25 protein-coding genes and 4 tRNA genes are annotated in these 25,816 nt (G+C 51.9%); 19 read left to right on the forward strand and 10 right to left on the reverse strand.

Going from position 1 to position 25,816, the window contains the following annotated elements; all coding sequences use genetic code 11:
* Positions 1 to 71: 71 nt before the first annotated feature.
* Positions 72 to 2,669: a bifunctional aconitate hydratase 2/2-methylisocitrate dehydratase gene (gene acnB / locus ACK3CJ_RS10120; protein ID WP_409526577.1), complete on the reverse strand. Its 2,598-nt coding sequence runs from the start codon at positions 2,667 to 2,669 to the stop codon at positions 72 to 74.
* A 361-nt stretch (positions 2,670 to 3,030) separates the two neighbouring features.
* On the opposite strand from acnB, the gene ACK3CJ_RS10125 reads away from it, so the two are divergent.
* Positions 3,031 to 3,504, forward strand: coding sequence for a PAS domain-containing protein (locus tag ACK3CJ_RS10125; protein ID WP_409526293.1), 474 nt, complete (start codon positions 3,031 to 3,033; stop codon positions 3,502 to 3,504).
* A 105-nt stretch (positions 3,505 to 3,609) separates the two neighbouring features.
* Complete coding sequence (locus ACK3CJ_RS10130; protein ID WP_409526294.1) at positions 3,610 to 4,224, forward strand: tRNA-(ms[2]io[6]A)-hydroxylase; 615 nt, start codon at positions 3,610 to 3,612, stop codon at positions 4,222 to 4,224.
* A 19-nt stretch (positions 4,225 to 4,243) separates the two neighbouring features.
* On the opposite strand, the gene ACK3CJ_RS10135 is transcribed toward ACK3CJ_RS10130, so the two are convergent.
* On the reverse strand, positions 4,244 to 5,002 hold the full coding sequence (locus ACK3CJ_RS10135) for a UDP-2,3-diacylglucosamine diphosphatase (RefSeq protein WP_409526295.1): 759 nt from the start codon (positions 5,000 to 5,002) through the stop codon (positions 4,244 to 4,246).
* The gene (locus ACK3CJ_RS10140) at positions 4,986 to 5,495 is read right to left on the reverse strand and encodes a peptidylprolyl isomerase (protein WP_409526296.1); all 510 of its coding nucleotides are present in this window, start codon (positions 5,493 to 5,495) and stop codon (positions 4,986 to 4,988) included. Before ACK3CJ_RS10140 ends, ACK3CJ_RS10135 begins: the two co-directional genes overlap by 17 nt.
* A gap of 227 nt (positions 5,496 to 5,722) precedes the next feature.
* On the opposite strand from ACK3CJ_RS10140, the gene ACK3CJ_RS10145 reads away from it, so the two are divergent.
* The 3 genes from ACK3CJ_RS10145 to cysS all read left to right on the forward strand — a co-directional run bounded on the left by ACK3CJ_RS10145 (position 5,723) and on the right by cysS (position 9,814).
* Positions 5,723 to 7,405 (forward strand): glutamine--tRNA ligase/YqeY domain fusion protein, encoded by a 1,683-nt coding sequence (locus ACK3CJ_RS10145; RefSeq protein WP_409526297.1) that lies wholly within the window; start codon positions 5,723 to 5,725, stop codon positions 7,403 to 7,405.
* Position 7,406: 1 nt separating this feature from the next.
* Complete coding sequence (locus tag ACK3CJ_RS10150) at positions 7,407 to 8,330, forward strand: hypothetical protein (RefSeq protein WP_409526298.1); 924 nt, start codon at positions 7,407 to 7,409, stop codon at positions 8,328 to 8,330.
* An 89-nt stretch (positions 8,331 to 8,419) separates the two neighbouring features.
* The gene (gene cysS / locus ACK3CJ_RS10155; protein ID WP_409526299.1) at positions 8,420 to 9,814 is read left to right on the forward strand and encodes a cysteine--tRNA ligase; all 1,395 of its coding nucleotides are present in this window, start codon (positions 8,420 to 8,422) and stop codon (positions 9,812 to 9,814) included.
* A 78-nt stretch (positions 9,815 to 9,892) separates the two neighbouring features.
* Here the strand turns inward: cysS and folD are convergent, their stop codons facing one another.
* A complete protein-coding gene (gene folD / locus ACK3CJ_RS10160; RefSeq protein WP_409526300.1) occupies positions 9,893 to 10,756 on the reverse strand; it encodes a bifunctional methylenetetrahydrofolate dehydrogenase/methenyltetrahydrofolate cyclohydrolase FolD in 864 nt (287 codons plus the stop codon).
* Positions 10,757 to 11,026: 270 nt separating this feature from the next.
* Between folD and ACK3CJ_RS10165 the strand changes: the two genes are divergently transcribed.
* From ACK3CJ_RS10165 to clpX, 7 genes are all read left to right on the forward strand, one after another.
* Positions 11,027 to 11,103: transfer RNA gene (locus ACK3CJ_RS10165), tRNA-Arg, on the forward strand.
* A 33-nt stretch (positions 11,104 to 11,136) separates the two neighbouring features.
* A tRNA-His gene (locus ACK3CJ_RS10170) sits at positions 11,137 to 11,212 on the forward strand.
* Positions 11,213 to 11,223: 11 nt separating this feature from the next.
* A tRNA-Leu gene (locus ACK3CJ_RS10175) sits at positions 11,224 to 11,308 on the forward strand.
* A gap of 39 nt (positions 11,309 to 11,347) precedes the next feature.
* A tRNA-His gene (locus ACK3CJ_RS10180) sits at positions 11,348 to 11,423 on the forward strand.
* A gap of 294 nt (positions 11,424 to 11,717) precedes the next feature.
* On the forward strand, positions 11,718 to 13,058 hold the full coding sequence (gene tig / locus ACK3CJ_RS10185; protein ID WP_409526301.1) for a trigger factor: 1,341 nt from the start codon (positions 11,718 to 11,720) through the stop codon (positions 13,056 to 13,058).
* 110 nt (positions 13,059 to 13,168) lie between these two features.
* Entirely contained in the window at positions 13,169 to 13,807 is a 639-nt protein-coding gene (clpP, locus tag ACK3CJ_RS10190) for an ATP-dependent Clp endopeptidase proteolytic subunit ClpP (RefSeq protein WP_409526302.1), read from the forward strand.
* A gap of 81 nt (positions 13,808 to 13,888) precedes the next feature.
* Positions 13,889 to 15,184, forward strand: a complete 1,296-nt coding sequence (clpX, locus tag ACK3CJ_RS10195; protein ID WP_409526303.1) for an ATP-dependent protease ATP-binding subunit ClpX — start codon at positions 13,889 to 13,891, stop codon at positions 15,182 to 15,184.
* Positions 15,185 to 15,266: 82 nt separating this feature from the next.
* Here clpX and ACK3CJ_RS10200 read toward each other — a convergent pair whose 3' ends face one another.
* Positions 15,267 to 16,487, reverse strand: coding sequence for an EAL and HDOD domain-containing protein (locus ACK3CJ_RS10200; RefSeq protein ID WP_409526304.1), 1,221 nt, complete (start codon positions 16,485 to 16,487; stop codon positions 15,267 to 15,269).
* 131 nt (positions 16,488 to 16,618) lie between these two features.
* Between ACK3CJ_RS10200 and ylqF the strand changes: the two genes are divergently transcribed.
* The 6 genes from ylqF to ACK3CJ_RS10230 all read left to right on the forward strand — a co-directional run bounded on the left by ylqF (position 16,619) and on the right by ACK3CJ_RS10230 (position 21,562).
* On the forward strand, positions 16,619 to 17,530 hold the full coding sequence (gene ylqF, locus ACK3CJ_RS10205) for a ribosome biogenesis GTPase YlqF (RefSeq protein WP_409526305.1): 912 nt from the start codon (positions 16,619 to 16,621) through the stop codon (positions 17,528 to 17,530).
* Positions 17,527 to 17,925: a hypothetical protein gene (locus tag ACK3CJ_RS10210; protein WP_409526306.1), complete on the forward strand. Its 399-nt coding sequence runs from the start codon at positions 17,527 to 17,529 to the stop codon at positions 17,923 to 17,925. The genes ylqF and ACK3CJ_RS10210 overlap by 4 nt, the downstream gene beginning before the upstream one ends.
* Before the next feature lie 11 nt (positions 17,926 to 17,936).
* A complete protein-coding gene (locus tag ACK3CJ_RS10215; protein WP_409526307.1) occupies positions 17,937 to 19,112 on the forward strand; it encodes an NAD(P)/FAD-dependent oxidoreductase in 1,176 nt (391 codons plus the stop codon).
* 152 nt (positions 19,113 to 19,264) lie between these two features.
* A complete protein-coding gene (locus ACK3CJ_RS10220) occupies positions 19,265 to 19,645 on the forward strand; it encodes a ribonuclease domain-containing protein (RefSeq protein WP_409526308.1) in 381 nt (126 codons plus the stop codon).
* A 1-nt stretch (position 19,646) separates the two neighbouring features.
* On the forward strand, positions 19,647 to 20,516 hold the full coding sequence (locus ACK3CJ_RS10225) for a pyridoxamine 5'-phosphate oxidase family protein (RefSeq protein ID WP_409526309.1): 870 nt from the start codon (positions 19,647 to 19,649) through the stop codon (positions 20,514 to 20,516).
* Positions 20,517 to 20,674: 158 nt separating this feature from the next.
* Complete coding sequence (locus tag ACK3CJ_RS10230) at positions 20,675 to 21,562, forward strand: DUF4351 domain-containing protein (RefSeq protein WP_409526310.1); 888 nt, start codon at positions 20,675 to 20,677, stop codon at positions 21,560 to 21,562.
* 121 nt (positions 21,563 to 21,683) lie between these two features.
* On the opposite strand, the gene ACK3CJ_RS10235 is transcribed toward ACK3CJ_RS10230, so the two are convergent.
* The 5 genes from ACK3CJ_RS10235 to ACK3CJ_RS10255 form a co-directional block, all read right to left on the reverse strand.
* A complete protein-coding gene (locus ACK3CJ_RS10235) occupies positions 21,684 to 22,079 on the reverse strand; it encodes a GFA family protein (RefSeq protein WP_409526311.1) in 396 nt (131 codons plus the stop codon).
* The gene (locus ACK3CJ_RS10240) at positions 22,076 to 22,474 is read right to left on the reverse strand and encodes a VOC family protein (RefSeq protein ID WP_409526312.1); all 399 of its coding nucleotides are present in this window, start codon (positions 22,472 to 22,474) and stop codon (positions 22,076 to 22,078) included. Before ACK3CJ_RS10240 ends, ACK3CJ_RS10235 begins: the two co-directional genes overlap by 4 nt.
* Positions 22,475 to 22,502: 28 nt before the next feature.
* Positions 22,503 to 22,934 carry a bleomycin resistance protein gene (locus ACK3CJ_RS10245; RefSeq protein ID WP_409526313.1) on the reverse strand — a complete coding sequence of 144 codons (432 nt, stop codon included), beginning with the start codon at positions 22,932 to 22,934 and terminating at the stop codon, positions 22,503 to 22,505.
* 21 nt (positions 22,935 to 22,955) lie between these two features.
* Positions 22,956 to 23,459 (reverse strand): GNAT family N-acetyltransferase, encoded by a 504-nt coding sequence (locus ACK3CJ_RS10250; protein WP_409526314.1) that lies wholly within the window; start codon positions 23,457 to 23,459, stop codon positions 22,956 to 22,958.
* Between the two features lie 325 nt (positions 23,460 to 23,784).
* Complete coding sequence (locus ACK3CJ_RS10255) at positions 23,785 to 24,132, reverse strand: cupin domain-containing protein (RefSeq protein WP_409526315.1); 348 nt, start codon at positions 24,130 to 24,132, stop codon at positions 23,785 to 23,787.
* Positions 24,133 to 24,601: 469 nt separating this feature from the next.
* Between ACK3CJ_RS10255 and ACK3CJ_RS10260 the strand changes: the two genes are divergently transcribed.
* Positions 24,602 to 25,810, forward strand: coding sequence for an IS256 family transposase (locus ACK3CJ_RS10260; RefSeq protein ID WP_409522710.1), 1,209 nt, complete (start codon positions 24,602 to 24,604; stop codon positions 25,808 to 25,810).
* The last annotated feature ends 6 nt before the right edge of the window (positions 25,811 to 25,816 follow it).

Here is a 25,816-nt window from a genome sequence, read left to right on the forward strand (position 1 = left end):
GATAAACCCCACACGTTGCCGTGCAGGGTTTATAGGGAGCGTGTGATCCAGTCAGATCACACCGGCACGTTTCAGACAGCGGCTGTCGGGATAACCGAAGAAGCCTTGCTGATGTAGCTATCCATCTGATCAAAGTTCAGATAGCGATAGACTTCACCGGCCATGCTGTCGATCTTGCTGGCATACTCCAGATACTCGGTAACCGTCGGCAGCTTGCCCATCAGTGCAGCGACTGCAGCCAGTTCGGCAGAGGCCAGGTAGACATTGGCACCATCACCCAGACGGTTAGGGAAGTTACGGGTTGAGGTGGATACAACCGTAGACTTCGCCGCAACACGTGCCTGGTTACCCATGCACAATGAACAGCCCGGCATCTCAAGACGTGCACCGGCGCGACCGAAGATGCTGTAGTAACCCTCTTCTGTCAGCTGAGCGGCATCCATCTTGGTAGGTGGCGCGATCCACATACGAGTCGGAATCGTTTTGCCACTGGCTTCCAGCAGTTTGCCGGCAGCACGGAAGTGGCCGATGTTGGTCATGCACGAACCGATGAATACTTCATCGATGGTATCGCCGGCAACATCAGACAGTTTGCGGGCATCGTCAGGGTCGTTAGGCGCACACAGGATCGGCTCATTGATCTCTGACATGTCGATTTCGATGACGGTAGTGTACTCGGCATCTTTATCGGCACGCATCAGCTGTGGGTTGGCCAGCCACTCTTCCATACCCTTGATACGACGCTCAATGGTGCGGACATCGCCATAGCCTTCAGCCAGCATCCATTTCAGCATAACGATGTTGGAGCGCAGGTATTCTGCGACCGAATCTTCTGACAGAGTGATGGTACAGCCGGCTGCAGAGCGCTCTGCAGAGGCATCAGACAGTTCAAATGCCTGCTCGACAGTCAGGTCATCCAGGCCTTCAATCTCAAGGATACGACCAGAGAAGATATTCTTCTTGCCGGATTTGGCAACGGTCAGGTGGCCTTCCTGGATAGCATAGTAGGGGATCGCATGAACCAGATCACGCAGGGTGATGCCAGGGTTGCGTTTGCCCTTGAAACGAACCAGAACAGATTCTGGCATATCCAGTGGCATGACGCCGGTAGCTGCAGCGAACGCGACCAGACCGGAACCGGCAGGGAAAGAGATACCCAGCGGGAAACGGGTGTGGGAGTCGCCACCGGTGCCGACTGTATCAGGCAGCAGCATGCGGTTCAGCCAGGAGTGGATTACACCATCACCAGGGCGCAGTGAGACACCGCCACGGTTCATGATGAAGTCTGGCAACGTGTGATGCGTGCTGACGTCAACCGGCTTTGGATAAGCTGCGGTGTGGCAGAAGGACTGCATCACCAGATCGGCAGAGAAGCCCAGGCATGCCAAGTCTTTCAGCTCGTCACGTGTCATCGGGCCAGTGGTGTCCTGAGAGCCGACAGTCGTCATCTTGGGTTCGCAGTACATGCCTGGACGAACACCTTCCAGACCACATGCCTTACCAACCATTTTCTGCGCCAGGGTGAAGCCTTTGCCGGTATCGGCAGGCTGCTCTGGCAGGCGGAACAGGTCAGCAGCAGGAAGCTTCAGTGCTGCACGAGCCTTGTCAGTCAGGCCGCGTCCGATGATCAACGGGATACGGCCACCGGCGCGTACTTCATCCAGCAGAACCTGAGTTTTCAGTTCGAAGCGGCAGAGTTCTTCGCCGGTTTCGTGATTTTTCGCGACACCTTCATAGGGATAGACATCAATGACATCACCCATATTCATTTTCGACACATCCATCTCGATTGGCAGTGCGCCGGCATCTTCCATGGTGTTGTAGAAAATAGGAGCGATCTTGCTGCCGAAGCAGTAGCCGCCAGCGCGCTTATTAGGCACGTTCGGGATATCATCGCCGAAGAACCACAGCACAGAGTTGGTAGCAGATTTGCGTGATGAGCCGGTACCGACAACGTCACCAACATAAGCAACTGGGAAGCCTTTGGCTTTAACAGCTTCGATCTGCTTCAGTGGGCCAGTCGTGCCAGGGTTGATCGGCTCGATACCTTCACGTTCCATCTTCAGCATTGCATTGGCATGCAGTGGGATATCAGGGCGCGACCAGGCATCTGGTGCAGGAGACAGGTCGTCAGTGTTGGTTTCGCCAGGAACCTTGAATACGGTAACGGTGATTTTTTCAGCAACGGCAGGTTTGTTGGTGAACCATTCACCAGCAGCCCAGGACTCGACTACCTGTTTCGCATGTGGGTTGCCCGCATCCATTTTGTCTTTCACATCATGGAAGGCATCAAACATCAGAAGAGTAGTGGACAGCGCTTTGGCAGCAGTCGGAGCCAGCTCTTCATTATCCAGGCACGAAATCAGCGGCTGAATGTTGTATCCACCGAGCATGGTGCCGAGCAGTTCAACAGCTTTGGTTTTGCTGACCATGGGTGAGCTGGCTTCGCCCTTGGTGACGGCAGCCAGGAAGCCTGCTTTAACATAAGCAGCCTGGTCAACACCGGCAGGTACGCGATCAGTCAACAGATCAAGCAAGAAGGCTTCTTCACCTGCGGGTGGGTTCTGCAGGAGTTCGATCAGTGCTGCTGTTTGCTCTGGGTCCAGCGGCTTGGGAGGTACGCCTTCAGCGGCGCGTTCTTCGACATGTTTGCGATATGCTTCAAGCACAATAAAGCCCTCATCTGTTGTCACAGCATGCGCCGGATTTTATGACACCGACGACGCCTGGAATTTGTATCGAGTGGTGATTGGCGGGTGAATTCTAGCTTAAGAGGCCTGAAAAGTTAAGTATTGTCGACAATCTTGGGCTTATACTTTGGGTCAAGGAAGGGGGTTAAGTGCAGGATATGTGCAGGAAAAGTATCGAAAATTGATGCGTATCAATGCTTTTTCGCCCTGTTTTTGCTGCAATAGCGTAATTAATTCAATTACTAAACACTTTCATGAATCACAGGTGATGGATCTCCTGTCTGATTTCATATTATTGATGGGTGAGGAATATTTTGTGTCAGTTGCAGGGTTGAAAAGGATGGAAACTGAAGCCTTTGAGGGGAAGTGGGTCCGGCTGCAGCATTTTGACGGCACGCACAGAGAGGTGTGGGTGGTGGATCAGGAGGTGGCGTGGCCAGAAGGGCGATTGATAGTGTCGCGTACTGACCCGGATGGCATCATCACGCATGCCAATCATACTTTTGTCGAGATGTCTGGCTATGACAGAGATGAGCTGATGGGGGCAACCCACGCGATTCTGCGCCATCCCGATATGCCGAAGGAGGTGTTTGCCGATATGTGGCAAACTTTGCTGCAGGGGCGTAACTGGCTGGGTTATCTGAAGAATTTGCGTAAGGATGGGCGGTACTACTGGGTTAAGGCGACCGTTATGCCGAACATTCGTGATGGAGTGTTGAAGGGATACACTTCAGTGCGCAAGCGTCCATCCCGAGATAAGGTGTCTGAGCATGAGGCGCTTTATCAGCAGTACCGGGATGTTGTTACTGGCTGAACGCTTTTGATGCCATCCGCGATCACCTATAATGCGCGCCTGATAGTTCGTACCCCCTATTACATACCCAATAGATCGCGCGTTTTAGATTGGCCAGGAGAAAACATGACCCCGCTTGATGAGATTAATGCTTTTTTGCCGTGCAGAACCCCGGAGGCTTGGGTGCAGGCGGCATTAAGGGAGGAGAATCAGTCGATTTTGCTGATTGATCATGCTCACTGCGAAAAGAAGGCAGCGTCTACGGCCATGTCGCTGATGTTCCGGTATGTTGAGCGGACAGATCTGCTGAATAAGATGTCACGCCTGGCGAGAGAGGAGTTGATCCATTTCGAGCAGGTGCTGGAGCTGATGAAGGCGCGTGGTGTTGAGTATGTTTTCCTCAGTTCGGCACGATATGCCTCAGGTATGCGTGAGCATGTCAGAACCTCAGAGCCTGGGCGGTTGACTGATCTGTTGATCATTGGTGCGTTTATCGAGGCGCGCTCCTGCGAGCGTTTTGCCTGTCTGGCGCCGCATCTGGATGATGAGCTGGCAAAGTTTTATCGTTCGCTGCTTAAGTCGGAAGCACGTCACTATCAGGATTATCTGGCACTGGCGCGGGAATATGCGGGTGAGTCGATAGATGATCGTATTGCACTTTTTGCGGAGGTCGAGCACTCATTGATAGAGAAGCCCGACAGTGAATTCCGTTTTCACAGCGGGCCGCCTTCTCAGCAGTAAAGAGCCAGTCTATAAGGGGTCAGTAGGCTTTGCCGTCCAGTGAAAAACTGTGCAGCTCAAGCCCGGCAGTAGTTATCTCGATATACCAACCCTGTTTGTCCCAGTCACCCAGCACAATGCGTTGTGCTGGTGCCTTGCCCTGATCCAGTTGATGGATCGCCGGGCGGTGGGTGTGGCCATGAATCAGTCGCCCGACATCATGTAGCTGCAGGGTTTCAATCACGGCATCAGCATTCACATCCATAATTTCATCGGATTTCTGGCTGCCCTGCATCTGGCTTTCGCTGCGCAGGTGCTGCGCCATCGCGATGCGCTCCTCAATGCTTTTGCTCAACACCGACTGTTGCCAGGTAGGATGGCGAACCATCTTACGAAACGCCTGATACTCGACATCATCGGTACAGAGCTGGTCGCCGTGCATCAACAGGCTGGTGATGCCATCTGCTGCCTCAATGAGGTACTCCTCAGGTAACAGCTCGGCACCTATCGCTTTTGCGAACGCTTCACCGACCAGAAAGTCACGGTTGCCGTGCTGAAAATAGAGGCGCGTACCGCGGGCGCTTACTTTCTTCAGCTCTGCGAACACCTGTCCAAGGCCGGGCAGGGGCGCGTCGTCTCCTATCCAGTATTCGAAAATATCACCCAGCAGGTACAGTTCATCACTGCCGGGGGCAATGTGCTCAAGAAACCAGAGCAGCCCTTTAGTGATATCGGGCCGCTCAGGCTGCAGGTGCAGATCGGATATGAACAGCTGACGCATCTTATTCGCTGGCAGCATCTGCTACGACTTCAGCACTCTCAATGATCACATCTTCAGCAGGTACATCCTGATGGCCTGCACGAGAAGTTGTTTTTACTTTCTTGATTTTGTTGATAACTTCCTGGCCATCAACGACCTTGCCGAAGACAGCGTAGCCCCAGCCATCAGGTGTTTTGGCGGTGTGGTTCAGGAATGTATTATCAGACACGTTGATGAAGAACTGTGCGGATGCAGAGTGTGGGTCCATGGTGCGTGCCATGGCAACGGTGCCAGCGCTGTTAGCAAGGCCGTTGTCTGCTTCGTTCTCGATGGAGTCACGAGTTTTCTTGGAAACCATGCCAGGTTCAAAACCACCACCCTGAATCATGAAGCCATCAATCACACGGTGAAAAATAACGCCGTCATAGAAGCCATCTTTGACATACTGCTCGAAATTTGCAGCAGTAACAGGGGCTTTCTCGTGGTTGAGTTCAAGAGTGATGTCGCCGAAATTAGTGTGCAAAATGATCATTGGGGGCATTCCTGGTAGTTTTGTTAGATAGTTTTGTTAAGGGGGATATTATACTCAAGTATAATCTCGCTGCACCCGCTTTGAGGGTTCTCAAAGAAACTGCGCTGCAGTGCAGCGATGTGAAGCCGTGCTTTGTCAGGTTAAGTCAGTTTATAATAGCCGATCAGTTTTCAGGGGGTGTTCCCGGTCGGGAGTGCCATGTTGTTCAGTTTCGACAAGTTGCCATTATGACCAAAACGGAAAGCGTTAAACCGACAAATTTCATTCATCAGATCATTGAGCAGGATATCCGCGATAATGTGAATGGCGGGAAGGTCGTTACCCGTTTCCCACCGGAGCCAAACGGTTATCTGCATATTGGTCATGCCAAATCTATCTGCCTGAACTTCGGTACGGCGCAGAAATACAATGGGCAATGCAACCTGCGTTTTGACGACACCAATCCTGAAAAAGAGAGTCAGGAATATATCGATTCGATTATCGAAGACGTACGCTGGCTGGGCTTTGAGTGGGCGGGCGACATCTGCTACACCTCCAACTATTTTGACCAGTTGTATGATTACGCACTGCATCTGATCCGTCAGGGTAAGGCCTATGTTGATGATCTCAGTGCACACGAAATGCGTGAGTATCGTGGCACGCTGACCGAGCCAGGTCGTAACAGCCCGTATCGTGATCGCAGTGTCGAGGAGAATCTGGCGCTGTTCGAAAAGATGAAAAACGGCGAGTTGTCCGAAGGAATGGCTGCGCTGCGTGCGAAAATCGATATGGCTTCACCTAATATGAATATGCGTGATCCGGTGATCTATCGTATCCGTCATGCACACCACCATCAGTCTGGCGATAAGTGGTGCATCTATCCGTCATACGACTTTGCGCATGGCCAGTCTGATGCGATCGAAGGGGTTACTCATTCCATCTGCACGCTGGAGTTTGAAGATCATCGTCCGCTGTATGACTGGCTGATCGAAAATCTGCCTGTGCCTGCTGCACCGAAGCAGTATGAATTTGCACGACTCAACCTCAACTACACCGTCACCAGCAAGCGCAAACTGAAAGCACTGGTGGAAGAGGGGTTTGTGCATGGCTGGGATGATCCTCGCATGCCGACTATCTCTGGCCTGCGTCGTCGTGGTTATACGCCGGCTTCGATCCGTAATTTCTGCGACATGATCGGGGTGACTCGCTCCAACGGTATCGTGGATATGGCGATGCTGGAATCTGCCATTCGTGAAGATCTGGACGCTTCTGCGCCACGTGCGATGTGTGTTACGCGTCCGCTGAAAGTTACGATCACCAACTTCCCCGAGGGTGAGGAGGAGTGGTTTGATCTGCCAGCGCATCCCAAGGATGAGTCCATGGGGAGTCGCAAAGTGTCCTTCGGCCGCAATCTGCTGATCGAGCAGGAAGATTTTGAAGAAGTCGCGCCTCGTAAATGGAAGCGTCTGGCCACGGGTGATGCTGTGCGTTTGCGTGGCTGCTATGTAATCCGCTGCGAAGAGGTGATCAAGGATGCAAGTGGGCAGATCATTGAGCTGAAATGCACTTATGATCCTGCTACCAAGGGTGCTAATCCTGAAAGTTACAAGGCTAATGGCGTTATTCACTGGGTCAATGCGGATCGCTCTGTTGCCTGTGAAGTTCGACTCTATGATCGTCTCTTTACAGAAGCTAATCCGGACGGTGATAAGGAGCAGGATTTCCAGAGCTTCATCAATCCCGACTCTCTGGTCGTTTTGAGTGATGCGCGAGCCGAACCTGGTCTAGAGGGTGCAGCACCTGAAAGTCGTTTCCAGTTTGAGCGTACGGGCTATTTCAGCGTCGACAAGGATTCGGTTGCAGATAAACTGATCTTTAACCGTACCGTGACACTGCGCGACTCCTGGGCGAAGATTCAGGCGGGTAGCTGATTTGATCCAACGTGGTTTGTTGCTGGGATCGTTGCTGTTGCTCAGTGCTTGTGGCAGTGATCCCATCATCCCTCCGGCTCAGGCGGATGCGCTGTCGCGTGTTCTGGAGGTGGAGCGAATTGCACTGCTGCCCGAAGTGGTGATCGAAACCTCCGGTCTGGCCAGGCACCATGATCGCCTCTGGACCATCAATGACAGCGGCAACTTGCCGTTGCTGTATCGCTTATCGGAAGATGGGCGAGAGATTGATCGCCGGATTCGCCCGCTGGATGCCGCCAATGTCGATTGGGAGGCGCTGGCGCAGGATGAGCAGTACCTCCACATCCTTGATTGCGGCAATAATCGGGGTAATCGCAACTGGTTGCAGTTGTACAGTGTTCGCTGGCAGGATATTGATGGCGCGCCGGATGGCGCCAATGTACCGGCAAAGCGAGTCAACTTCCGGTTTGCCGATGCTGAGCGTATTGTCAGTCGGCATAATCATGATAATGACTGCGAAGCCGCGGCTGTCGTGGATGGCAAGATCTGGGTTTTCACCAAAAACTGGGCAGATACACATACCCGCCACTATATTCTGGATCCCGACAGTCCTGATCAGGAACTGGTCAGTCAGGGCCGCTATCCTGTCCATGGGCTGATCACCGCAGCAGACTATGATGCAGAAACAGGTATGCTGGCTTTGCTGGGCTATACGGTGCGCCGTTTCAGCAGTCGTGCCTTTCTCTGGACCCTTCCGGTCATTGATGGTGCAATCGACTGGTCAGTGGCTCAGTATCATGTGGTAGAGCCTCCCGGGCAGTGGGAGGCTGTGCTCTGGCAACAGGGCGATCTGCTGCTGACTAGCGAGCGCAGTATTCTGGGCGACACGCAGTTGGGGATTATTCGCATGGCTGCAACTCGAGTTGGGTCATTACCTGAACGCTGATTGATTTTGTTATACTCGTTTTTTCCAGGTCGATGCAGTGAAGTGCTGCGTCGAATTTAACTACCTCTGCTAAAGACACACGGGACATTATGTTGCAGATATACAGCACGTTAACGCGGACCAAAGTACCCTTTGAACCATTGCAGCCGGGCAAGCTTGGCATCTATGTGTGTGGGGTCACCGTGTATGACTACTGTCATATCGGTCATGGTCGGGTCATGGTCGCATTCGATGTGATCACGCGCTATCTGCGCTGGCGTGGCTGGGATGTCAATTATGTTCGCAACATCACCGATGTGGACGACAAGATCATTCGCCGTGCTGCCGAAAATGGTGAGAGTGTTGATACGCTTACCGAGCGCATGATTGCCGCGATGCATGAAGACGAAAATCGTCTTCTGGTGCAGCGCCCTGATCATGAGCCGCGTGTGACGGGGCATATGGACAATATCATTGAGTTTATCGGCACTCTGATGGATAAGGATTACGCTTATCTGGCGAGCAATGGTGATATCTATTATCGGGTCGAAAAGTTCGAGACCTATGGTCGGTTGAGTAATCAGAACATTGATGAGCTGCGCTCCGGTTCGCGTGTCGAGGTGGAAGAGGCGAAGGAGAGTCCGCTGGACTTCGTGCTCTGGAAGGCTGCCAAGCCCGGTGAGGTCAGTTGGGCATCACCCTGGGGTGATGGGCGTCCCGGCTGGCATATCGAGTGCTCGGCCATGTCCAAATCCTGCATTGGGCACACGCTGGATATCCATGGTGGTGGTCCGGACCTGCCGTTCCCGCACCATGAAAACGAGATCGCCCAGTCGGAAGCGGCCAACGGTTGCACCTATGCGAACTACTGGATGCATGCCGGCGCTGTACGCGTGAATCAGGAGAAGATGTCCAAATCATTGAATAACTTCTTCACTATTCGTGATGTGCTGGAAAAGTACAACCCTGAAGTGGTGCGCTATTTCCTCACCAGTGCGCATTACCGCAGTTATATCGATTACTCTGAAGACAGCCTCAAGGAGGCGCGCAGTGCGCTGGAACGCTTTTATCAGGCGCTGCAGGGGATCGACATCATTGATCAAACCCAGCAGTGGGCCGGTAGTGAGTATGAGGTGCGTTTCTGTGAGGCAATGGATGACGACTTCAACACACCCAAGGCGCTTGCTGTGCTGTTTGAGTTGGTGAATGAGCTGAATACCGCTAAGCGCAGTGATCCTGTGCTTGCCTCCAAGCTGGCTGCTGAGTTGAAGCGCCTGGCCGGTGTGGTGGGGTTGTTGCAACAGAATCCTGACCAGTTCCTGAAAGGGGAGGAGCGTGCAGGTGGTTTGAGCCACGATGCCATCGAGGCGATGATTCAGCAGCGTATTGAAGCCAAGCGTAACAAGGATTATGCCGAATCAGACCGTATCAGAGATGAGCTGGCGACTCAGGGCGTCATCCTCAAGGATAGTCCTGAGGGGACCAACTGGTATCGTGAGGATTGAGCCGGTATTAAGCCTGCAATCGCATGATAACTGAAAACAGCAGGTCGGATTTTAAAGCAATCCGGCCTGCTCATATTCTTACCGCACTTTGTCGTGGAAGCGCTCGGCGGCTTCCAGCGTGTTTTCCATCAGGCTTGCCACTGTCATCGGTCCAACGCCTCCCGGTACGGGCGTGATCCAGCCTGCGCGCTCGGCTGCGGGTTCAAACTCGACATCACCCACCAGTGTGCCATCTTCGAGTCGGTTGATTCCGACATCAATGACGACAGCGCCGGGTTTGATCCACTCACCTTTGACTATCCCGGGCTTCCCAACGCCGACCACGACGATATCTGCACGGGCAACATGATCAGCCAGATTCTGGGTGAAACGATGGCAGACAGTGGTTGTGCTGCCAGCCAGCAGCAGCTCCAGCATCATCGGGCGCCCGACAATATTGGATGCACCGACAATCACCGCCTCCTTACCTCGGGGATCGATATCGCTGTATTTCAGCAGTGTCATGATTCCCTTGGGTGTGCAGGGGCGCAGTACCGGCATGCGTTGAACCAGACGACCCAGGTTGAAGGCGTGAAAACCATCAACATCCTTGTCGGGTCTGATCTCTTCAAGAATGGTTGAGCTGTCAAAACCATCGGGTAGGGGGAGTTGCACCAGAATGCCATCAACGGTAGGGTCTTCATTCAGAGACTTGATCAGGTGGATCAGATCCTCCTGGCTGGTGGTGGCTGGCAGGTCATAGGCTTTTGATTCTATACCAACGTCCTTACAGGCCTCCTTCTTGTGATGAACATAGATCTGAGAAGCAGGGTCCTGACCGACCAGAACGACAGCCAGAGAGGGTCTGCGCTTGCCCTGTTCAACTCGCTTGGCAATAGCGGCTTTAACAGTCTGGCGGACCTGTCTGGCAATCTCTTTACCATCGATGATGTTTGCGCTCATTGTTGGATGTTGATCCTTGGAAGAGTTTTTCAAAGGCCATATCTTCGCATGGATGGGCACTTCCGGCCAAGTATGTCGCCTCATCCTGTTGTGAATCTCGGTAGGTGTTGTACACTTCTTAATCAGTTGTGACGGGTTTTTGTGGCTGGATGATTGTTTTTATTAAAAAATGATACAGGAGTCTTGACGAGTCCGAGCTGCTCCCTTAGGATACGCACCTCTTCGCTGAGGCGAGCTAACAGCAAGGCTCAACGAAGAGTAAAGTAATGAGCGCTCGTAGCTCAACCGGATAGAGCAACGGCCTTCTAAGCCGTAGGTCGCAGGTTCGAGTCCTGCCGGGCGCGCCAGTAGCTTTATATTCGGCAAGATCAGAGTCAATGGTGGGCGTAGCTCAGTTGGCAGAGCTCCGGATTGTGATTCCGGCGGTCGTGGGTTCAAGCCCCATCGTCCACCCCAGTCTGATCAGCGCGGAAGTGGTGAAATTGGTATACACGCTGGATTTAGGTTCCAGTGCCGCAAGGCGTGAGAGTTCGAGTCTCTCCTTCCGCACCATTGTTATACGCCGTTGTTACATGATTTAAGTACGCTGTGGTGGGCGTAGCTCAGTTGGCAGAGCTCCGGATTGTGATTCCGGCGGTCGTGGGTTCAAGCCCCATCGTCCACCCCATTCCCCTCTTGGTTTCGATTTCGCGCTTTTCATCTCCTTTATATCTTTCTTAAAGACCCGCTTTTATCCCTTTGTGGACTAATATGGCCCTGAAAGCAGGTTTTACGCCTCTCTAACTTGACTAATGCATCCTATTCGCGGAAAATTTTGCCCTTTAGAATTCAGGCATTGTATACCGCGTTTCTGCTCTCCGATTCACTGTGCAATATGTGCGCAACAAAGTGGGAGAAGAGGGCAGGAAAATTCGGGATGCAGGTCGCAAACTTATGCTGCAATTTATTTGTGAGGATCTTCATGCAAGTTTCTGTTGAAACGACTTCCGGTCTTGAGCGCCAGATCACCGTCACCGTTCCTGCTGAGCGCATCGACCAGGATGTAGACAGGCAGGCTCAGCAGCAGGCACGTACTCGTCGGTTGGATGGTTTCCGCCCCGGTAAAGTCCCTGTCACAGTCATCAAGCGTATGTTTGGCAAAGCGATCCGTCAGGATGTTATCAGCCGCGTAGTGCAGGAAACTTTCTATGAAGCGGTTGAGCAGGAGAAACTGAAGCCTGCCGGTGGTCCATCCATCGACTTCCGCAGCGACGAAGAAGGTCAGGATTTCAAATATGTTGCGACCTTCGAAGTGTATCCGGAGATTGCACTGGCTGATTTCTCTCAGGCAGAAATTGAAAAACTCAGCGCTGACGTGACTGATGCTGATCTGGATGAAATGATCGACACTCTGCGCAAGCAGCAGGGCAGCTGGGCTGTAGTAGAGCGTGCCTCTGCTGAAGGCGATCAGGTCAAGATCGATTTTGAAGGCTTTGTCGATGGTGAAGCGTTCGAAGGTGGTAAAGCAGAAGGTATGGATCTGGTGCTGGGCTCCAACACCATGATCCCTGGCTTTGAAGCAGGCATTACAGGTGCATCTGCTGGCGATGAGCTGGACGTGAACGTGACTTTCCCTGCTGAATATCACGCAGAAAACCTGAAAGGCAAGCCAGCCCTGTTCAAAATCAAGGTACAGAGCGTTTCTGCTCAGGAACTGCCTGAGCTGAATGAAGAGTTCTTCTCACGTTTCGGTATCGAAGATCAGACAGTCGAAGGCTTCCGCACTGAAGTTCGCAAGAACATGCAGCGTGAACTGAAGCAGGCGCTGAAAGGTAAGCTGAAAGATAAAGTGTTCGGTAAACTGATCGAACTGAATCAGATTGACGTACCACAGTCATTGATCGATTCCGAGATTGATAACCTGCGCCGTCAGGCTGTTCAGCAGTTTGGTGGTCCTGACTCCAAGATCGACCCGAACACTCTGCCTAAAGAGATGTTCACAGAACAGGCCAAGCGCCGTGTAACTGTTGGTTTGCTGGTTCAGGAACTGATCCGTGCCAATGATATCAAACCTGATGAAGAGCAGGTTCGTGCCACTGTTACTGAAATGGCCGAAACTTACCAGAATCCTCAGGAAGTGATTGACTGGTACTACAGCAACAATCAGGTACTGAGCCAGATTCAGAGCCTGGTGCTGGAGGATCAGGTTATCGAGTTGCTGGTATCTTCAGCCAAAGTCACTGAAAAACAGGTCAGCTACCAGGATGCAATCAAGCCGGCTCAGCAGGCGCCTGTTGAAGCAGAAGAAACTGCTTCAGCATAAAGGTAAATAAAACCTTTGATTTGCTATCTCAGGTAGAGATATTTTATAAAGCGACAGTTGGCCAGTGCTGACTGTCGTTTTTTCGCTTTACAGGCTTAGGAGCAAAATGCATGTCGGATTTCCTTACCAGACGTTCCAGTGAGATTACCAATGCGGGTGGCCTGGTGCCGATGGTAGTTGAGCAGAGCGCGCGCGGTGAACGTGCTTACGATATATATTCACGCCTGCTCAAAGAGCGTGTGATTTTTCTGGTAGGCCAGGTCGAAGATCATATGGCCAACCTGATTGTTGCTCAGTTGCTGTTCCTGGAAGCAGAAAACCCGGAAAAGGATATTCATCTTTATATCAATTCCCCCGGTGGATCTGTCACTGCAGGCATGGCAATTTATGACACCATGCAGTTCATACAGCCCAATGTCAGCACCATGTGTATCGGCCAGGCGGCCAGCATGGGCGCTTTCCTGCTGTCCGGTGGTGCCAAGGGCAAGCGCTTTGCGCTGCCTAATGCGCGCGTGATGATTCATCAGCCGCTGGGTGGTTATCAGGGTCAGGCGACTGATATCGAGATCCACACACGTGAGATTCTGTCGATCAGAGCCAAGCTGAACCGGATTCTGGCTGAGCACACTGGGCAGCCGCTTGAAGTGATCGAGCGCGATACAGAGCGTGACAATTTCATGAATCCTCAGACGGCTCTGGAGTACGGTCTTATCGATCAGGTACTCGACAAACGCGCTGTTGTTGGGTAAAAGTGAAAGAACTTTCCCTGGCGGGGAGGCCTCTGTTAGTTAACACAGGCCTAAAACGAACAGGTTTTTTGAGGTAACACGATGTCGGATCAGATCACTGGTAAAGATGATGCAGGCAAGCTGTACTGCTCATTCTGTGGCAAGAGCCAGGATGAAGTACGCAAGCTGATTGCCGGGCCATCAGTCTTTATCTGCGATGAGTGTGTTGATCTCTGCAACGATATTATTCGGGAAGAGATCCAGGACTCTACGGCAAGCGAGTCGGGCGAACAGTTGCCGACTCCCGCTGAGATCAAGTCCACTCTGGATGACTATGTCATAGGCCAGGAGCGGGCCAAAAAGGTACTTGCGGTTGCTGTTTACAACCATTACAAACGTCTGCGCTTTCAGGAAAGAAAGGGCAATGACATAGAGCTGAGCAAGAGTAATATTCTGCTGATCGGCCCAACCGGCAGTGGTAAGACGCTGCTGGCACAGACACTGGCCAGACTGCTGAATGTACCCTTTACGATTGCCGATGCCACCACGCTGACGGAAGCGGGCTATGTGGGTGAAGATGTCGAGAACATCATCCAGAAGCTGCTGCAGAAGTGTGATTATGATGTCGAAAAAGCTCAGCTGGGTATAGTCTACATTGACGAGATCGACAAGATTTCGCGCAAATCAGACAACCCCTCCATCACCCGCGATGTATCGGGTGAGGGTGTGCAGCAAGCGCTGCTGAAACTGATTGAAGGTACAGTGGCCTCTGTACCGCCTCAGGGTGGCCGTAAGCATCCACAGCAGGAGTTCCTGCAGGTTGATACTTCCAACATCCTGTTTATCTGTGGCGGTGCCTTCTCGGGCCTTGAGAAGATCATCCGTGACCGTAGCGAGAAGAGTTCTATCGGCTTCAACGCTATCGTCAAGAGCAAGGATGAGAGTCGTAACACTGAGATCCTGCATGATGTCGAAGCGGAAGATCTGGTTAAGTTTGGCCTGATTCCGGAGTTTGTCGGTCGTCTGCCGATGATTGCGACACTCTCCGAGCTGGATGAAGCCGCGCTGATCGAGATACTGACTGCGCCGAAGAACAGCTTGACCAAGCAATATGCTGCGCTGTTCGAAATGGAAGGTGCCGAAGTGGACTTCCGTGAAGAGGCATTGCTGAGCATTGCGCATAAGGCGCTTGAGCGTCGTACTGGTGCGCGTGGTCTGCGATCCATTCTGGAGGCGACCCTGCTGGATATCATGTATCAGCTGCCGTCGATGGAGAATGTTTCAAAAGTCGTGATCGACGAAGGGGTGATCGAAGGTACCTCTGAACCGATTCTGATTTACGAGAACAGTGATCGCCAGTCTAAAAGTGCTACCAAAAAGGCTGTTCCCGACGACTGATCTGTCTGATTGGTAAGGTGCAATAAAGACAAAAGCGGCTCAGGCCGCTTTTGTGTTTTATATGGAAGTTTGTCTGCATCCGTCAGGTATTCTCATACATCACCTGCATCGATTCCTTGGTCCATTTCAGGCTTTCCCGATAGGCTATCTCATAGAGGCCAGCATCAAAATCTGGCGGCAGGTTATCCCAGTCGCCAGATTCATATGCCATCACCTGTTTCAGTACCTTGCCAATATCACCTTCATGGGACTGGATTCCCAGCATGATCTCATCACCCAGTGGAACCTGTTGCAGCAAGGTCGCTTGCTCCATATCCAACAGCAGATGAATTCCGGACATCAACCCTGCAATCAAGTAGGAAGAAGGGTTGGGAAGCTTCATCTCCATCGCGATCAATTCACACATGCGTCCGCGCACCAGCAGAATGCGGGTGAGCTCCTCTGGCTTCTCCTTGTGGCTGTCGAGCGCAATCAGGGTGGACCATTTCTTGATCTGTTCCAGCCCCAGCAACACCACCGCCTGAGCCACCGACTCCACTTTGCGTACCAGAGAATAGGCTGCAGAGTTGACGACCCTGAGCAGTTTATAGGTGAGTGCCGGATCGCGGATGATCATCATCTCCAGCTTTTCCGGTGAGGCGGTCGGTTTCTGCAGTTCCTGAATCAGTTGCATCAGAGCAACATGGTTGGCCTTGATCTTCTGACCCTTGACCAGTCTGGGCTTGCTCAGAAAGTTGCCCTGAAAAAGCTTGAAGTCGCACTCGATACACAGCTCCAACTGATTGTAGTCGTCGATCTCGGCGGCCATCAGGGTGGTTTTCAGCGTCTTGATATGATCAGTGATCTGACGTATCTGATCCTTATCAAGGCCGCGGACGCTGATCTTGGCGATATCCGCCAGACGTATCAGGGGGTCATACTCTGTCTTGTAAGTATCCAGATTCAGGGCTGATCGATAGCCGCTGTGACTCAGCGCCTTCAACGCCCTGGCAACTGTTTCTCTCGGAGCATCGGCGATACCGACCTCAATCAGTACCTGTTTCTTCGGTAGTGACGGTATCTGCTCTTCGAGTATCACACGGGAGGAGAGGCTGAGCAGGGCGGGTACACGCTTCACTTCGCCTTCGTCCGAAATGCTGGTGTAGGCCTCAATAATCATGGCGGAGGAGTGGCCTGTATCACCATCCTTTCGTATGAGCGTCTCCAACTCATCCGAACGGTAGAGCAGTTCATAGGCAATGACACGCTGATTTCGGTCAAAAATCGGCTGTCGAGCAAGTAAAAGCTGTCCTTGTGTGCTCATAGATGGACTCATAGATGCGATTCCGCTTCTCCGGCTGAATCATTCTCTCAAATGAAGTGTATAATGGTTCTCCGATTTTGGCATCCGCTATTTTTGATGAAAAATCTTCCTGCAATAAACCTGAGTTTTTTATGACACGAATCAACTGGTTCCCCGGGCATATGCACAAGGCTCGCAAAGAGATCGCCGAGGTCATGGATGAAATTGACCTGGTGATCGAGGTGCTTGACGCCCGGCTGCCCCATTCCAGTGAAAACCCGCTGATCAATCAGTTGCGCCGTAACAAGCCTGTACTGAAACTGTTGAATAAGCAAGATCTGGCAGATCCAGACAAGACTGATGACTGGCTGGACTATTTCAATGACCAGCCGGATATCAAAGCGATTGCGATGGATCAGACACAGCTCAAACTGATCAAGCAGATCCCCGATATTTGCAAGAGTTTTGCAGCCTCCAGGGTTCGCTCCGGCAGACCGGTTCGGGCGATGATAATGGGTATTCCCAATGTCGGTAAATCAACATTGATCAATTCACTGCTGGGCCGCCGGATCGCCAAGGTAGGTAATGAACCTGCCGTGACCCGGCACCAGAAGCGCTACAGTGTGCACAATGGTCTGGCGCTGTCGGATACTCCCGGTATCCTCTGGCCGAAGATTGAGGATCAAGACTCCGGCTACCGTCTGGCAGCCAGTGGTGCGATCAAGGATACCGCGATTGAACAGGATCTGGTGGCGGGCTATGCCGGCCAGTTTCTGATAGATGAATACCCGCTCATTTTGATGCAGCGCTATAAGCTGGATCGACTGCCGGATAACGCTGATGAGCTGTTTGATGCGCTAGGGCGAAAACGAGGCTGTCTGCGCCCCGGTGGTCATGTCGATCACTTCAAGGCTGCCGATATCCTTTTGAATGAACTCAGGTCGGGCAAGATTGGTCGTATCACCTTTGAAACCGTGGTTGAGTGGGAACAAAAACGTATTGCAGCTGAACAGGCCGCAGCAGAAGAAGCAGCTGCCAGTTCTGCTCAGGAGAAAGATGAATGACCCGTATTAAAAAACAGCGCCGCGCCGCCAACCTGATTGTGCTGGACAAGACGCCGAAGAAAAAAGAACGCTTGGCCGATCCAGACAGTTATGAGAGCCGCAAGCTGAAAGCGCTGGTCAAGCGCAAGAAGCATAAATCGGTTTTCCAGAAGGCACAGGAGCAGCAAACACGTGAAGAGCGTGATGCTGAAGCGGGGCGTCGTGGTGGCCGAGCACTTGGGCCTCTGGCTGACAAGATTCGTAAAATGAATGCCAAGAAGAAAAAGCAGGAAGCTGCTGAAGCTAAAAAAGCCGCATCAACTGAGGCTGATTCTGCTGAAGCCGTGTCTGCTGAAGCGGAGCCTACTGAAGCTGTGGAAGCTCAGGTTGAAGACGATACCACTGAGCAGCAGTAACAGGTGACCCGTTGAAATTCGATGTTGTAGTCATAGGCGGCGGCGCCTCTGGTCTGATGTGTGCTGCAACCGCCGGCTATCGGGGCCGCTCTGTGTTGGTGATTGAGCACACCAGCAAGATAGGGCGTAAAATCCTGATGTCGGGCGGTGGGCGCAGTAACTTCACCCATCTGCATACCTCGCCTGCCAACTTTCTGTCGGATAATGCACATTTCTGTAAATCCGCGCTGAGCCGTTATAAGGCTGCCGATTTTGTCGAGCTGGTTGAGCGGCATGGTGTGGAGTATCACGAGAAAACACCGGGCCAGCTGTTCTGTAACGAATCCAGCCGTGAGATCGTGCGCGTACTGTTAACCGAGTGCGAATGGGCCGGTGTCGAGGTCATGACCGGCGTTGCCGTGGATGGGGCCGCGCAGCAGGGCGAAGGCTTTGTTGTGAACACCAGCTCCGGACAGATCGAGGCCTCCTCGCTGGTGATCGCTACCGGTGGCCTGTCGATCCCCAATGGTGGTGCGACCAGCTTCGCCTACGACCTTGCAAGACAGTTCGGCCTGGCCGTCACCGAGTGCAGGGCTGCACTGGTACCTTTCACACTGCAGCCACAACTGCTGGAGCCTATCAAGGTGCTGGCCGGCGTGTCACAACCGGTCACAGTCAGTTGTGGTGGCATGTCCTTCAAAGAGGAGATGCTGTTCACGCATCGAGGATTGAGCGGCCCCGCCATTCTGCAGATCTCTTCCTACTGGGAGCCGGGTGCCGAGGTTGTGATCAACCTGCTGCCGGATATGGACCTGTTCGAATGGCTCAAACAGCAACGCACTGAACGCCCGAAAGCGGAGCTGAAAACCCTGCTGTCAGCCCACATGAGCAAACGCACCGCGCAGGTGCTGTGTGAACTCTGGGGTATTCAAGGCATTATCGGTGACGCCAGTAACGAGCGCTTGCAGCAGGTGGCACGACACTTCCATCACTGGGTGGTCAAACCAGCCGGCACTGAAGGCTACCGCACCGCTGAGGTGACTATTGGCGGTGTCGATACGCAGGAGATCTCTTCGCGCACCTTCGAGGCAAATAAAGTGCCACACCTCTATTTCATCGGTGAATGCATTGATGTGACTGGGCACCTGGGAGGGCACAACTTCCAGTGGGCCTGGGCATCGGGGTATTGTGCTGGGCAGTATGTCTGAATCCCCACCATCACCCTTGCGGCCACCAGCGATGGCCAGGTTATGCATGAACACTCGCGCTCCTCATGTTCGAACAGGGTGTTGAGCACCAGAATAAACCTGTGCACATGCAGGCGGCACTTGCCACCTTGGGCAGCAATGGAGCATATAAAATGAAGAAAATCCTGTTTGTGCTGGCTGTTATTGCCTTTGGCCTGTTCCAGCAACAGGGCGGTAATCTTGATTCATTTCTGGGAACTTCAGCTTCTTCCAGCCATTCCCAGCTTTCAGCACAGGAGCAGGAGCTATATAACACGCTGGAGCGGATTCGTCAGAATGGGCCTTATCCTTATCAACGTGATGGCATCACCTTCGAGAATCGGGAACGGTTGTTACCGAACAAGGCAAGGGGATATTATCGGGAGTTCACAGTGGATACGCCGGGACTCACGCATAGGGGACCGCGCCGTGTGGTAACAGGAGGCAATCCACCCGAAGTGTACTACTACACGGAAGACCACTATCGATCCTTTACCCGCATTCAAGGGCATTGAGATGAGCATACAGACTAGAAAGCCCGCTGCAATCATCTGGCAGCACAGCGCTGAACGTGATCAACCTGCGATCTCGCTGGATGAAAACAGTAAGCTGGATAAAGAGAGTGTGCTGAATAAACTCAGAGAATCTTTTAACTTTCCAGACTATTTTGGTGATAACTGGGATGCTGCCTATGATCTGCTGCTTGATTATGTGGATCAGATGGAAGGGGCAGCGACTTGGCGGTTTTCAATCAATAGAGCATCCAACGTGAATGAGGCTGATCTGGCTGATTGGATTCATATGATGACCGATCTCTGTACCTATGCCGAATCTCGAGGGCTAGCGCTACGGATAGTGATACACGATAGCCCTAAAGCCGGGGATCAGGCATTCGAGGAGGAAGCAGTGTCAGAAATAATAACTAGCGAAGTTCGTGAATCCGTAGAGCGAAGCGTGCTCTGCTGGTTAGCGACGACCGATGAAAATGGACAGCCGAATGTATCGCCGAAGGAGGTCTTTGCTGTTGCGGATAGTCAGAATATAGTCGTTGCAAACATAGCGTCACCTCGCTCAGCCAGGAATATCAGGGCAAACCAGAAAGTATGCCTGAGCTTCGTTGATGTTTTTGTCCAGAAGGGCTTCAAGATTATTGGCACGGCAACAGAAGTTAAGCGGTCAGAGCCCGAGTATTCTCACTGGGTCGCTCCACTGCTGACAATGGCTGGGGATCGCTATCCGATACACAGCGTATTCGTTGTAAGCGCTATCGCTGCTGAACCGATAGTTGCGCCTAGCTACCGCCTTTATCCTTCAGAGACGACAGAAGAGTCGCAAATCCAGTCAGCACTTCGCACTTATGGTGTTACCCGGGATAAAGATGGCTGACCCAGTCTGCTGCAGCAACCCCCGGCTCCTTGCGAAACTTGCTATAACGGCTCGATGTGTACAGATTTTGCCCGATGCACGGATACCTACTCGTCTCGCTTGTCACTTGGCTATCGTCTCAATATACTGTATATAAAATCAGTCAAAAGGGACCTGACATGTCAAGGAAGATGAGCCATGATCAAAACTTCAAGAACCTGCTCATTGACTATCCTCAAGATGCATTGGCACTTTTTGCTCCGGAAGAAGCTGTAGGCATAGTGCCCCCTGTACGTATTATTCCGGTGCGCCAGGAACAACTGAAGTCCCGTCTCGGTGATCGATTTCGTGAACTGGATGTTCCGCTGTTGGTTGAGTGGCCGGATGGTCAGCGTGAGGCATTGTTGTTTGTGCTGGAAGAGGAGTCCAATCCCGGGCGATTCTCTATTCATCGCTTAGCGCATTATTGCCTGGATCTGGCAGAAATGTTTAGTCTCAGCCGAGTGGTGCCGGTGGTGATTTTTCTGACAGCTGCGGATAACCTGCCGCAGGCCCTGATTCTGGGCACGGAACGTTGTGTGTATCTGCAATTTAGCTACTTGCGTTGTGTGCTGGCTGGGCTCCACAGCGAGGATTATTGGGACAGTACTAATCTGGTGGCGCGGCTGAATTTGCCCAACATGCAATATAGCAGGGCGCAGAAGGTTGATGTTTATGCTCAGGCCATCAACGGACTGCTGATGCTGGAACCAAGCCTGGATAAGCAGGCCAAGTACATCGATTTCGTCGACATCTACAGCGCTCTGGATGATAATGAAATGCAAATTTACATTGATAAATACCCACAGGAGGCCAAGGCTATGAGTACACTCTCTGAGCGGCTACGTGAAGAAGGCATGCAGCAGGGCGAGGTCATCCTGCTGAAGCGCCTTCTGTCGCGCCGGTTTGGCACATTGGACGCTGTTACCGTGAAACGGCTGGAATCGGCCAGTACCGATGATCTGGAGCTGTTCGCGGAAAACCTGCTGGACGCGAACAGCCTGGAAGATGTGTTTATTCGCCATTGATGCTCAGGGAGGTATTCCAAGGAATCGCAATAGCATGAGGCAGGGCCGAGAGCGATGATCAAACCAATTGTATATCACATCACCGTAGACCTCTTTGTCAGAAGGGTGGGGAGGCTTTATTTTATCTACCTGGCTGCCACTCTTGATATACTGAAATACCTTCATGCTCTAACCACTCAACATCGTGACTAGCCCAGATATGAGCTTCAGGCTTTACTCCTGGACTATCATCCAACGTTGCCGCACGTATGATGACATGTGGCAGGTTGGGTCTTTCTGCTACCAGGTGTGTTCCGCAAACAGAGCAGAAATGGCGTATTTTCCCCGGGCTGGATTCAAAGCTCGAAAGCATCTCTTCCCCCTGCAGCCAGCGAAAATTCTCTCTCAATACTCCTGCTGTTGGTACAAAGGGTGCTGCATGTGCCTTTCTACAGGTTTTGCAGTGACAGAACATAATCGGCTTATCCAGAGTGGAAACCTCATAGGCCAGGGCTCCACACAAGCAACTGCCTTTCATTTTTCTACCTCGGCTTCAGTCTGATTGTTATCAATATTTTGACCAATGCGCCAGAGCACACCGGATGGGTCGTCCACCATGAAGTCTCTCATTCCCCATGGCTGATCAACTGGTGGTATGACACGAACGCCATACTTTTCCTGGATCTGGTTCGAGCTGATGTGCTGCCACCAGGACTCTACGTCCTCGACCAGTAGGTGCATCATGAAGTTGTCTGCCAGTTCTTTCACGTAGAAATTCTGAAGAAGAAAACTGGATCCGCCAGCATGGAAGTACGCCATATCGTCTGAGCACCACGCGAGCTCGAATCCAAGGTCTGTATAGAAACGTTTCGAAAGCTCGAAGTCCTTCGCCGGTACGAAAGTTTTGATTTCAACGGTAGTCATGTTGGTCATAGCGTTTCCTTGCTGAATGTTGCGTTGCTCATTTATCTATAACCATATTGAATCTCAGTAGGTATCCGTCAGGGTCCATCACCATAAATTGATGAACTTTTACAAGGCTGTTATTGACCCGATATGCCACTTCTTCAAGTGGTAGCTTAAGAGGGTAGTCGCTCTCCAGAAGTCGGGTGTGAATCTCATCAAGATCTACAACCGTGATCTGGAAATTGATGCCCCTACCAAGTGGGTATTCGAGTTCTGCTGTAATCCAGAATTCGTTATCTGGATCAAACTCGTCAATTTGTTCCAGCATAAAACATGCGCCATTCAACTCTATGGCAGCAAAACCATCTTCCGGGCGCTCGAAGCGAATTGAGAAGCCAAGCAGTCCCGTGTAGAAATTCAGAGATTTCCCGACATCTCGAACTTTCAGCTCAGGTGTTAACGGGGGGAGTACATCGCTTTTAATCATAATAATGACAAGTAATGTCTATCATGTGGGCGAATGCTCTTCCCGATACACCTTCAGGCCACGCGCCAGGTAGTTGCTCAATGCGCTCGGATGATCAAGAGTGCAGGTGTGGACCCAGACCCGTTGTGTACCTGGCCAACTCCATGCCGACTCGATTGCATGACTTAACAGTGGTCCACCGAACCCCTTGCCAATAACGTTCGGTGTCAGGCCAAAGTACCGAATTTCGGCATTAGCTCCGTCAGGCCGGTGCAGTTCGTAATAGCCAGCGATGCTGCCGCGGTAATACGCCACCCAGGTGCGATGATCGCCACTTTCGACAAGCGCTCGCCATTGATCATCGGTCCAACTATTCAAATCGCCCCATTCCCAGCTGTTGCCTATGAGTTCGTACAGGAAGCGGTTGAGTTGGTACTGTGGTTCTTCGCATTCTATGATCGTCAATGTATCGGGAAGAGGTTTGGGCTTCAGCTCGTCGGGTGACGCCATCTGGAGGAAGAATGTAGTGCAGAGGGATGCATTCATTTGTGTAACTCACTCGTACTTCAGTGGACAAAGGATTTGACGTACGTACTCGATAGCTTGCGGTATACCATTGAGGGCAGCTGTTCTGACAATGTATGGCTGTAGGTGTGGAGCACCTGCATCCACATTACATAGTGGATAGGTTCAGAGTTGACGAATGTTCCATCGTGGTCAAAAAAAATCGCGCGAAGTTTCACAGAGCGTCCTTGTAATGTGATTATGGGGCATGATTACCTCACGAAGAGGCATTCAGAATATGTCATTGGCGGTTTTTTTCAATATGTGATTGAAAAAGTTATTGATCATAAACATCAAAAAGGGAGAATCAGGCATCAAAATAGATCACCCATACAGCAAAATCGTCTGTCGCATCGATAAAACGATGCTCTGCCATTTTAGGTACGTATGCAGCGTCGCCAGTGCGGCAATGATAAAGCCCACCATCATATTCGAGTTGAGCTTCGCCACAGACTACAACATACAACTCTTCTTGATTGTGAGGGACCTGGCGATCAATTTCTCCAGGTTGATAATATCGCAGTTGAAGGTTTTCTGTCGAAAAAGCAAGGTTCGACAGCTTCGTGACTCCTGGAATAATCTCTGTTGGGCGCGGATTAGATACGAAGTCGGCGGTTGCCTGATCCAGGGGAAAATGTTTCGATGTCGTTAACATGCCGCCTCCAGTGTTGTCTTAGTTGGGTGAGCCTTACATCAGGAGCAGTCGTCATAAAGTTTATGAGGGTCATTCGACTGGAGGATGTCTGGAAGCGACTGTTTTGATGTTGAGCTACGCCATGATCACTTTCCGCCCTATAGCTGATCTTGTAAAAAAGTTAAAAATGTTCAGGAATTTCGGGTAAGATACTTCACTTGAGAGCCGAAAAGGCGCTTTATACTCCTACCTTGTTAAGCAAAGTTATCCGTTATAATTGATGCTCTGCTATAACGAGTGGTATATACATTCATCATAAATTTTTGCCTGTTGTTGCTCGAATATGAGGTGGGATTTTGCTCAAAACTCAGTTGCAGAAAAGTTTCTTTTATAATGCCAATGAGAGGATGTTTTACAAAACCATCGAGCCTGTAAATAAAACTGTGTAAACCGTCTATCATAGAACCCTGACAGGGTAAGGATAGACAAGATGAACAGGAAAGAGCTGGAAGCCTTCGCACGCGAGGCTGCGAAGGGCCTCAAAACTGAGAAGGATCTGAACGAGTTCAGCCAGATGCTGACCAAGATCACCGTTGAGGCGGCGCTGAATGCCGAACTCAATGAGCATCTGGGCTACGAGCGCCATCAGCCCTCTGACAATACGAACAGCCGCAACGGTCACACCAGCAAGACCCTGAAGACCGAAGACGGCCAGTTTGAGCTGAACACGCCTCGTGATCGCGATGGTAGCTTCGAGCCGCAGCTAGTGAAGAAGGGCCAGACCCGCTTCACCTCGATGGACGACAAGATCCTCAGCCTTTACGCGAAGGGTATGACCACCCGGGAGATCGTCGCCACGTTCAAGGAGATGTACGATGCCGACATCTCACCCACCCTGATTTCCAAGGTAACCGAGGCCGTCATTGAGCGCGTAGTCGAATGGCAGTCGCGGCCACTGGACCCCGTATATCCTATCGTCTACCTGGACTGCATCGTTGTCAAAATCCGACAAGACAAGCAGGTAATCAACAAAGCCATCTACTTGGCCCTGGGCGTGAATCTCGAAGGCCACAAGGAGCTGCTGGGCATGTGGCTCTCGGAGAACGAGGGTGCCAAGTTCTGGCTCGGCGTCCTCACAGAGCTCCAGAATCGCGGCGTGAAGGACATTCTCATCGCCTGCGTGGATGGACTCAAGGGCTTCCCTGACGCCATCAATGCGGCGTACCCGCAGGCCCAGGTTCAGCTCTGCATTGTTCACATGGTTCGCAATTCAATGAAGTACGTGCCCTGGAAAGACTACAAGGCAGTGACCGCCGACCTGAAGCGCATTTACCAGTCGGCCACGGAAGAAGAGGCGCTGCAGGCGTTGGACGAGTTCGCGGAGCGCTGGGACGAAAAATACCCTCATATCAGCCGCTCCTGGCGCAACCACTGGCCCAATCTGAACACGCTGTTCCGCTACCCGCAGGACATCCGGAAGGCTATCTACACGACCAACGCCATCGAGTCCCTGAACAGTGTTATCCGCAAGGCAATCAAGAAGCGGAAGCTATTCCCGACAGACGACTCCGCGCGAAAAGTGGTCTATCTCGCGATCATGGATGCGTCGAAAAAGTGGACGATGCCAATCAGAAACTGGAAGGCCGCACTGAACCGGTTTATGATCGAGTTCGAGGATCGCATTAGCGACTACGTATAACCCCGG

Source organism: Nitrincola salilacus (assembly GCF_046271865.1).
Lineage (GTDB): Bacteria > Pseudomonadota > Gammaproteobacteria > Pseudomonadales > Balneatricaceae > Nitrincola > Nitrincola salilacus.

What these genes read in the sequence shown, in the direction of transcription:
- ACK3CJ_RS10125 (WP_409526293.1), top strand. Translation starts at nt 3,031, where the DNA reads ATGGAAACTGAAGCCTTTGAGGGGAAGTGGGTCCGGCTGCAGCATTTT.
- ACK3CJ_RS10130 (WP_409526294.1), top strand. Translation starts at nt 3,610, where the DNA reads ATGACCCCGCTTGATGAGATTAATGCTTTTTTGCCGTGCAGAACCCCG.
- ACK3CJ_RS10135 (WP_409526295.1), bottom strand. Translation starts at nt 5,002, where the DNA reads ATGCTGCCAGCGAATAAGATGCGTCAGCTGTTCATATCCGATCTGCAC.
- ACK3CJ_RS10140 (WP_409526296.1), bottom strand. Translation starts at nt 5,495, where the DNA reads ATGATCATTTTGCACACTAATTTCGGCGACATCACTCTTGAACTCAAC.
- ACK3CJ_RS10145 (WP_409526297.1), top strand. Translation starts at nt 5,723, where the DNA reads ATGACCAAAACGGAAAGCGTTAAACCGACAAATTTCATTCATCAGATC.
- cysS (WP_409526299.1), top strand. Translation starts at nt 8,420, where the DNA reads ATGTTGCAGATATACAGCACGTTAACGCGGACCAAAGTACCCTTTGAA.
- folD (WP_409526300.1), bottom strand. Translation starts at nt 10,756, where the DNA reads ATGAGCGCAAACATCATCGATGGTAAAGAGATTGCCAGACAGGTCCGC.
- tig (WP_409526301.1), top strand. Translation starts at nt 11,718, where the DNA reads ATGCAAGTTTCTGTTGAAACGACTTCCGGTCTTGAGCGCCAGATCACC.
- clpP (WP_409526302.1), top strand. Translation starts at nt 13,169, where the DNA reads ATGTCGGATTTCCTTACCAGACGTTCCAGTGAGATTACCAATGCGGGT.
- clpX (WP_409526303.1), top strand. Translation starts at nt 13,889, where the DNA reads ATGTCGGATCAGATCACTGGTAAAGATGATGCAGGCAAGCTGTACTGC.
- ACK3CJ_RS10200 (WP_409526304.1), bottom strand. Translation starts at nt 16,487, where the DNA reads ATGAGCACACAAGGACAGCTTTTACTTGCTCGACAGCCGATTTTTGAC.
- ylqF (WP_409526305.1), top strand. Translation starts at nt 16,619, where the DNA reads ATGACACGAATCAACTGGTTCCCCGGGCATATGCACAAGGCTCGCAAA.
- ACK3CJ_RS10210 (WP_409526306.1), top strand. Translation starts at nt 17,527, where the DNA reads ATGACCCGTATTAAAAAACAGCGCCGCGCCGCCAACCTGATTGTGCTG.
- ACK3CJ_RS10220 (WP_409526308.1), top strand. Translation starts at nt 19,265, where the DNA reads ATGAAGAAAATCCTGTTTGTGCTGGCTGTTATTGCCTTTGGCCTGTTC.
- ACK3CJ_RS10225 (WP_409526309.1), top strand. Translation starts at nt 19,647, where the DNA reads ATGAGCATACAGACTAGAAAGCCCGCTGCAATCATCTGGCAGCACAGC.
- ACK3CJ_RS10230 (WP_409526310.1), top strand. Translation starts at nt 20,675, where the DNA reads ATGTCAAGGAAGATGAGCCATGATCAAAACTTCAAGAACCTGCTCATT.
- ACK3CJ_RS10235 (WP_409526311.1), bottom strand. Translation starts at nt 22,079, where the DNA reads ATGAAAGGCAGTTGCTTGTGTGGAGCCCTGGCCTATGAGGTTTCCACT.
- ACK3CJ_RS10240 (WP_409526312.1), bottom strand. Translation starts at nt 22,474, where the DNA reads ATGACCAACATGACTACCGTTGAAATCAAAACTTTCGTACCGGCGAAG.
- ACK3CJ_RS10245 (WP_409526313.1), bottom strand. Translation starts at nt 22,934, where the DNA reads ATGATTAAAAGCGATGTACTCCCCCCGTTAACACCTGAGCTGAAAGTT.
- ACK3CJ_RS10250 (WP_409526314.1), bottom strand. Translation starts at nt 23,459, where the DNA reads ATGAATGCATCCCTCTGCACTACATTCTTCCTCCAGATGGCGTCACCC.
- ACK3CJ_RS10255 (WP_409526315.1), bottom strand. Translation starts at nt 24,132, where the DNA reads ATGTTAACGACATCGAAACATTTTCCCCTGGATCAGGCAACCGCCGAC.
- ACK3CJ_RS10260 (WP_409522710.1), top strand. Translation starts at nt 24,602, where the DNA reads ATGAACAGGAAAGAGCTGGAAGCCTTCGCACGCGAGGCTGCGAAGGGC.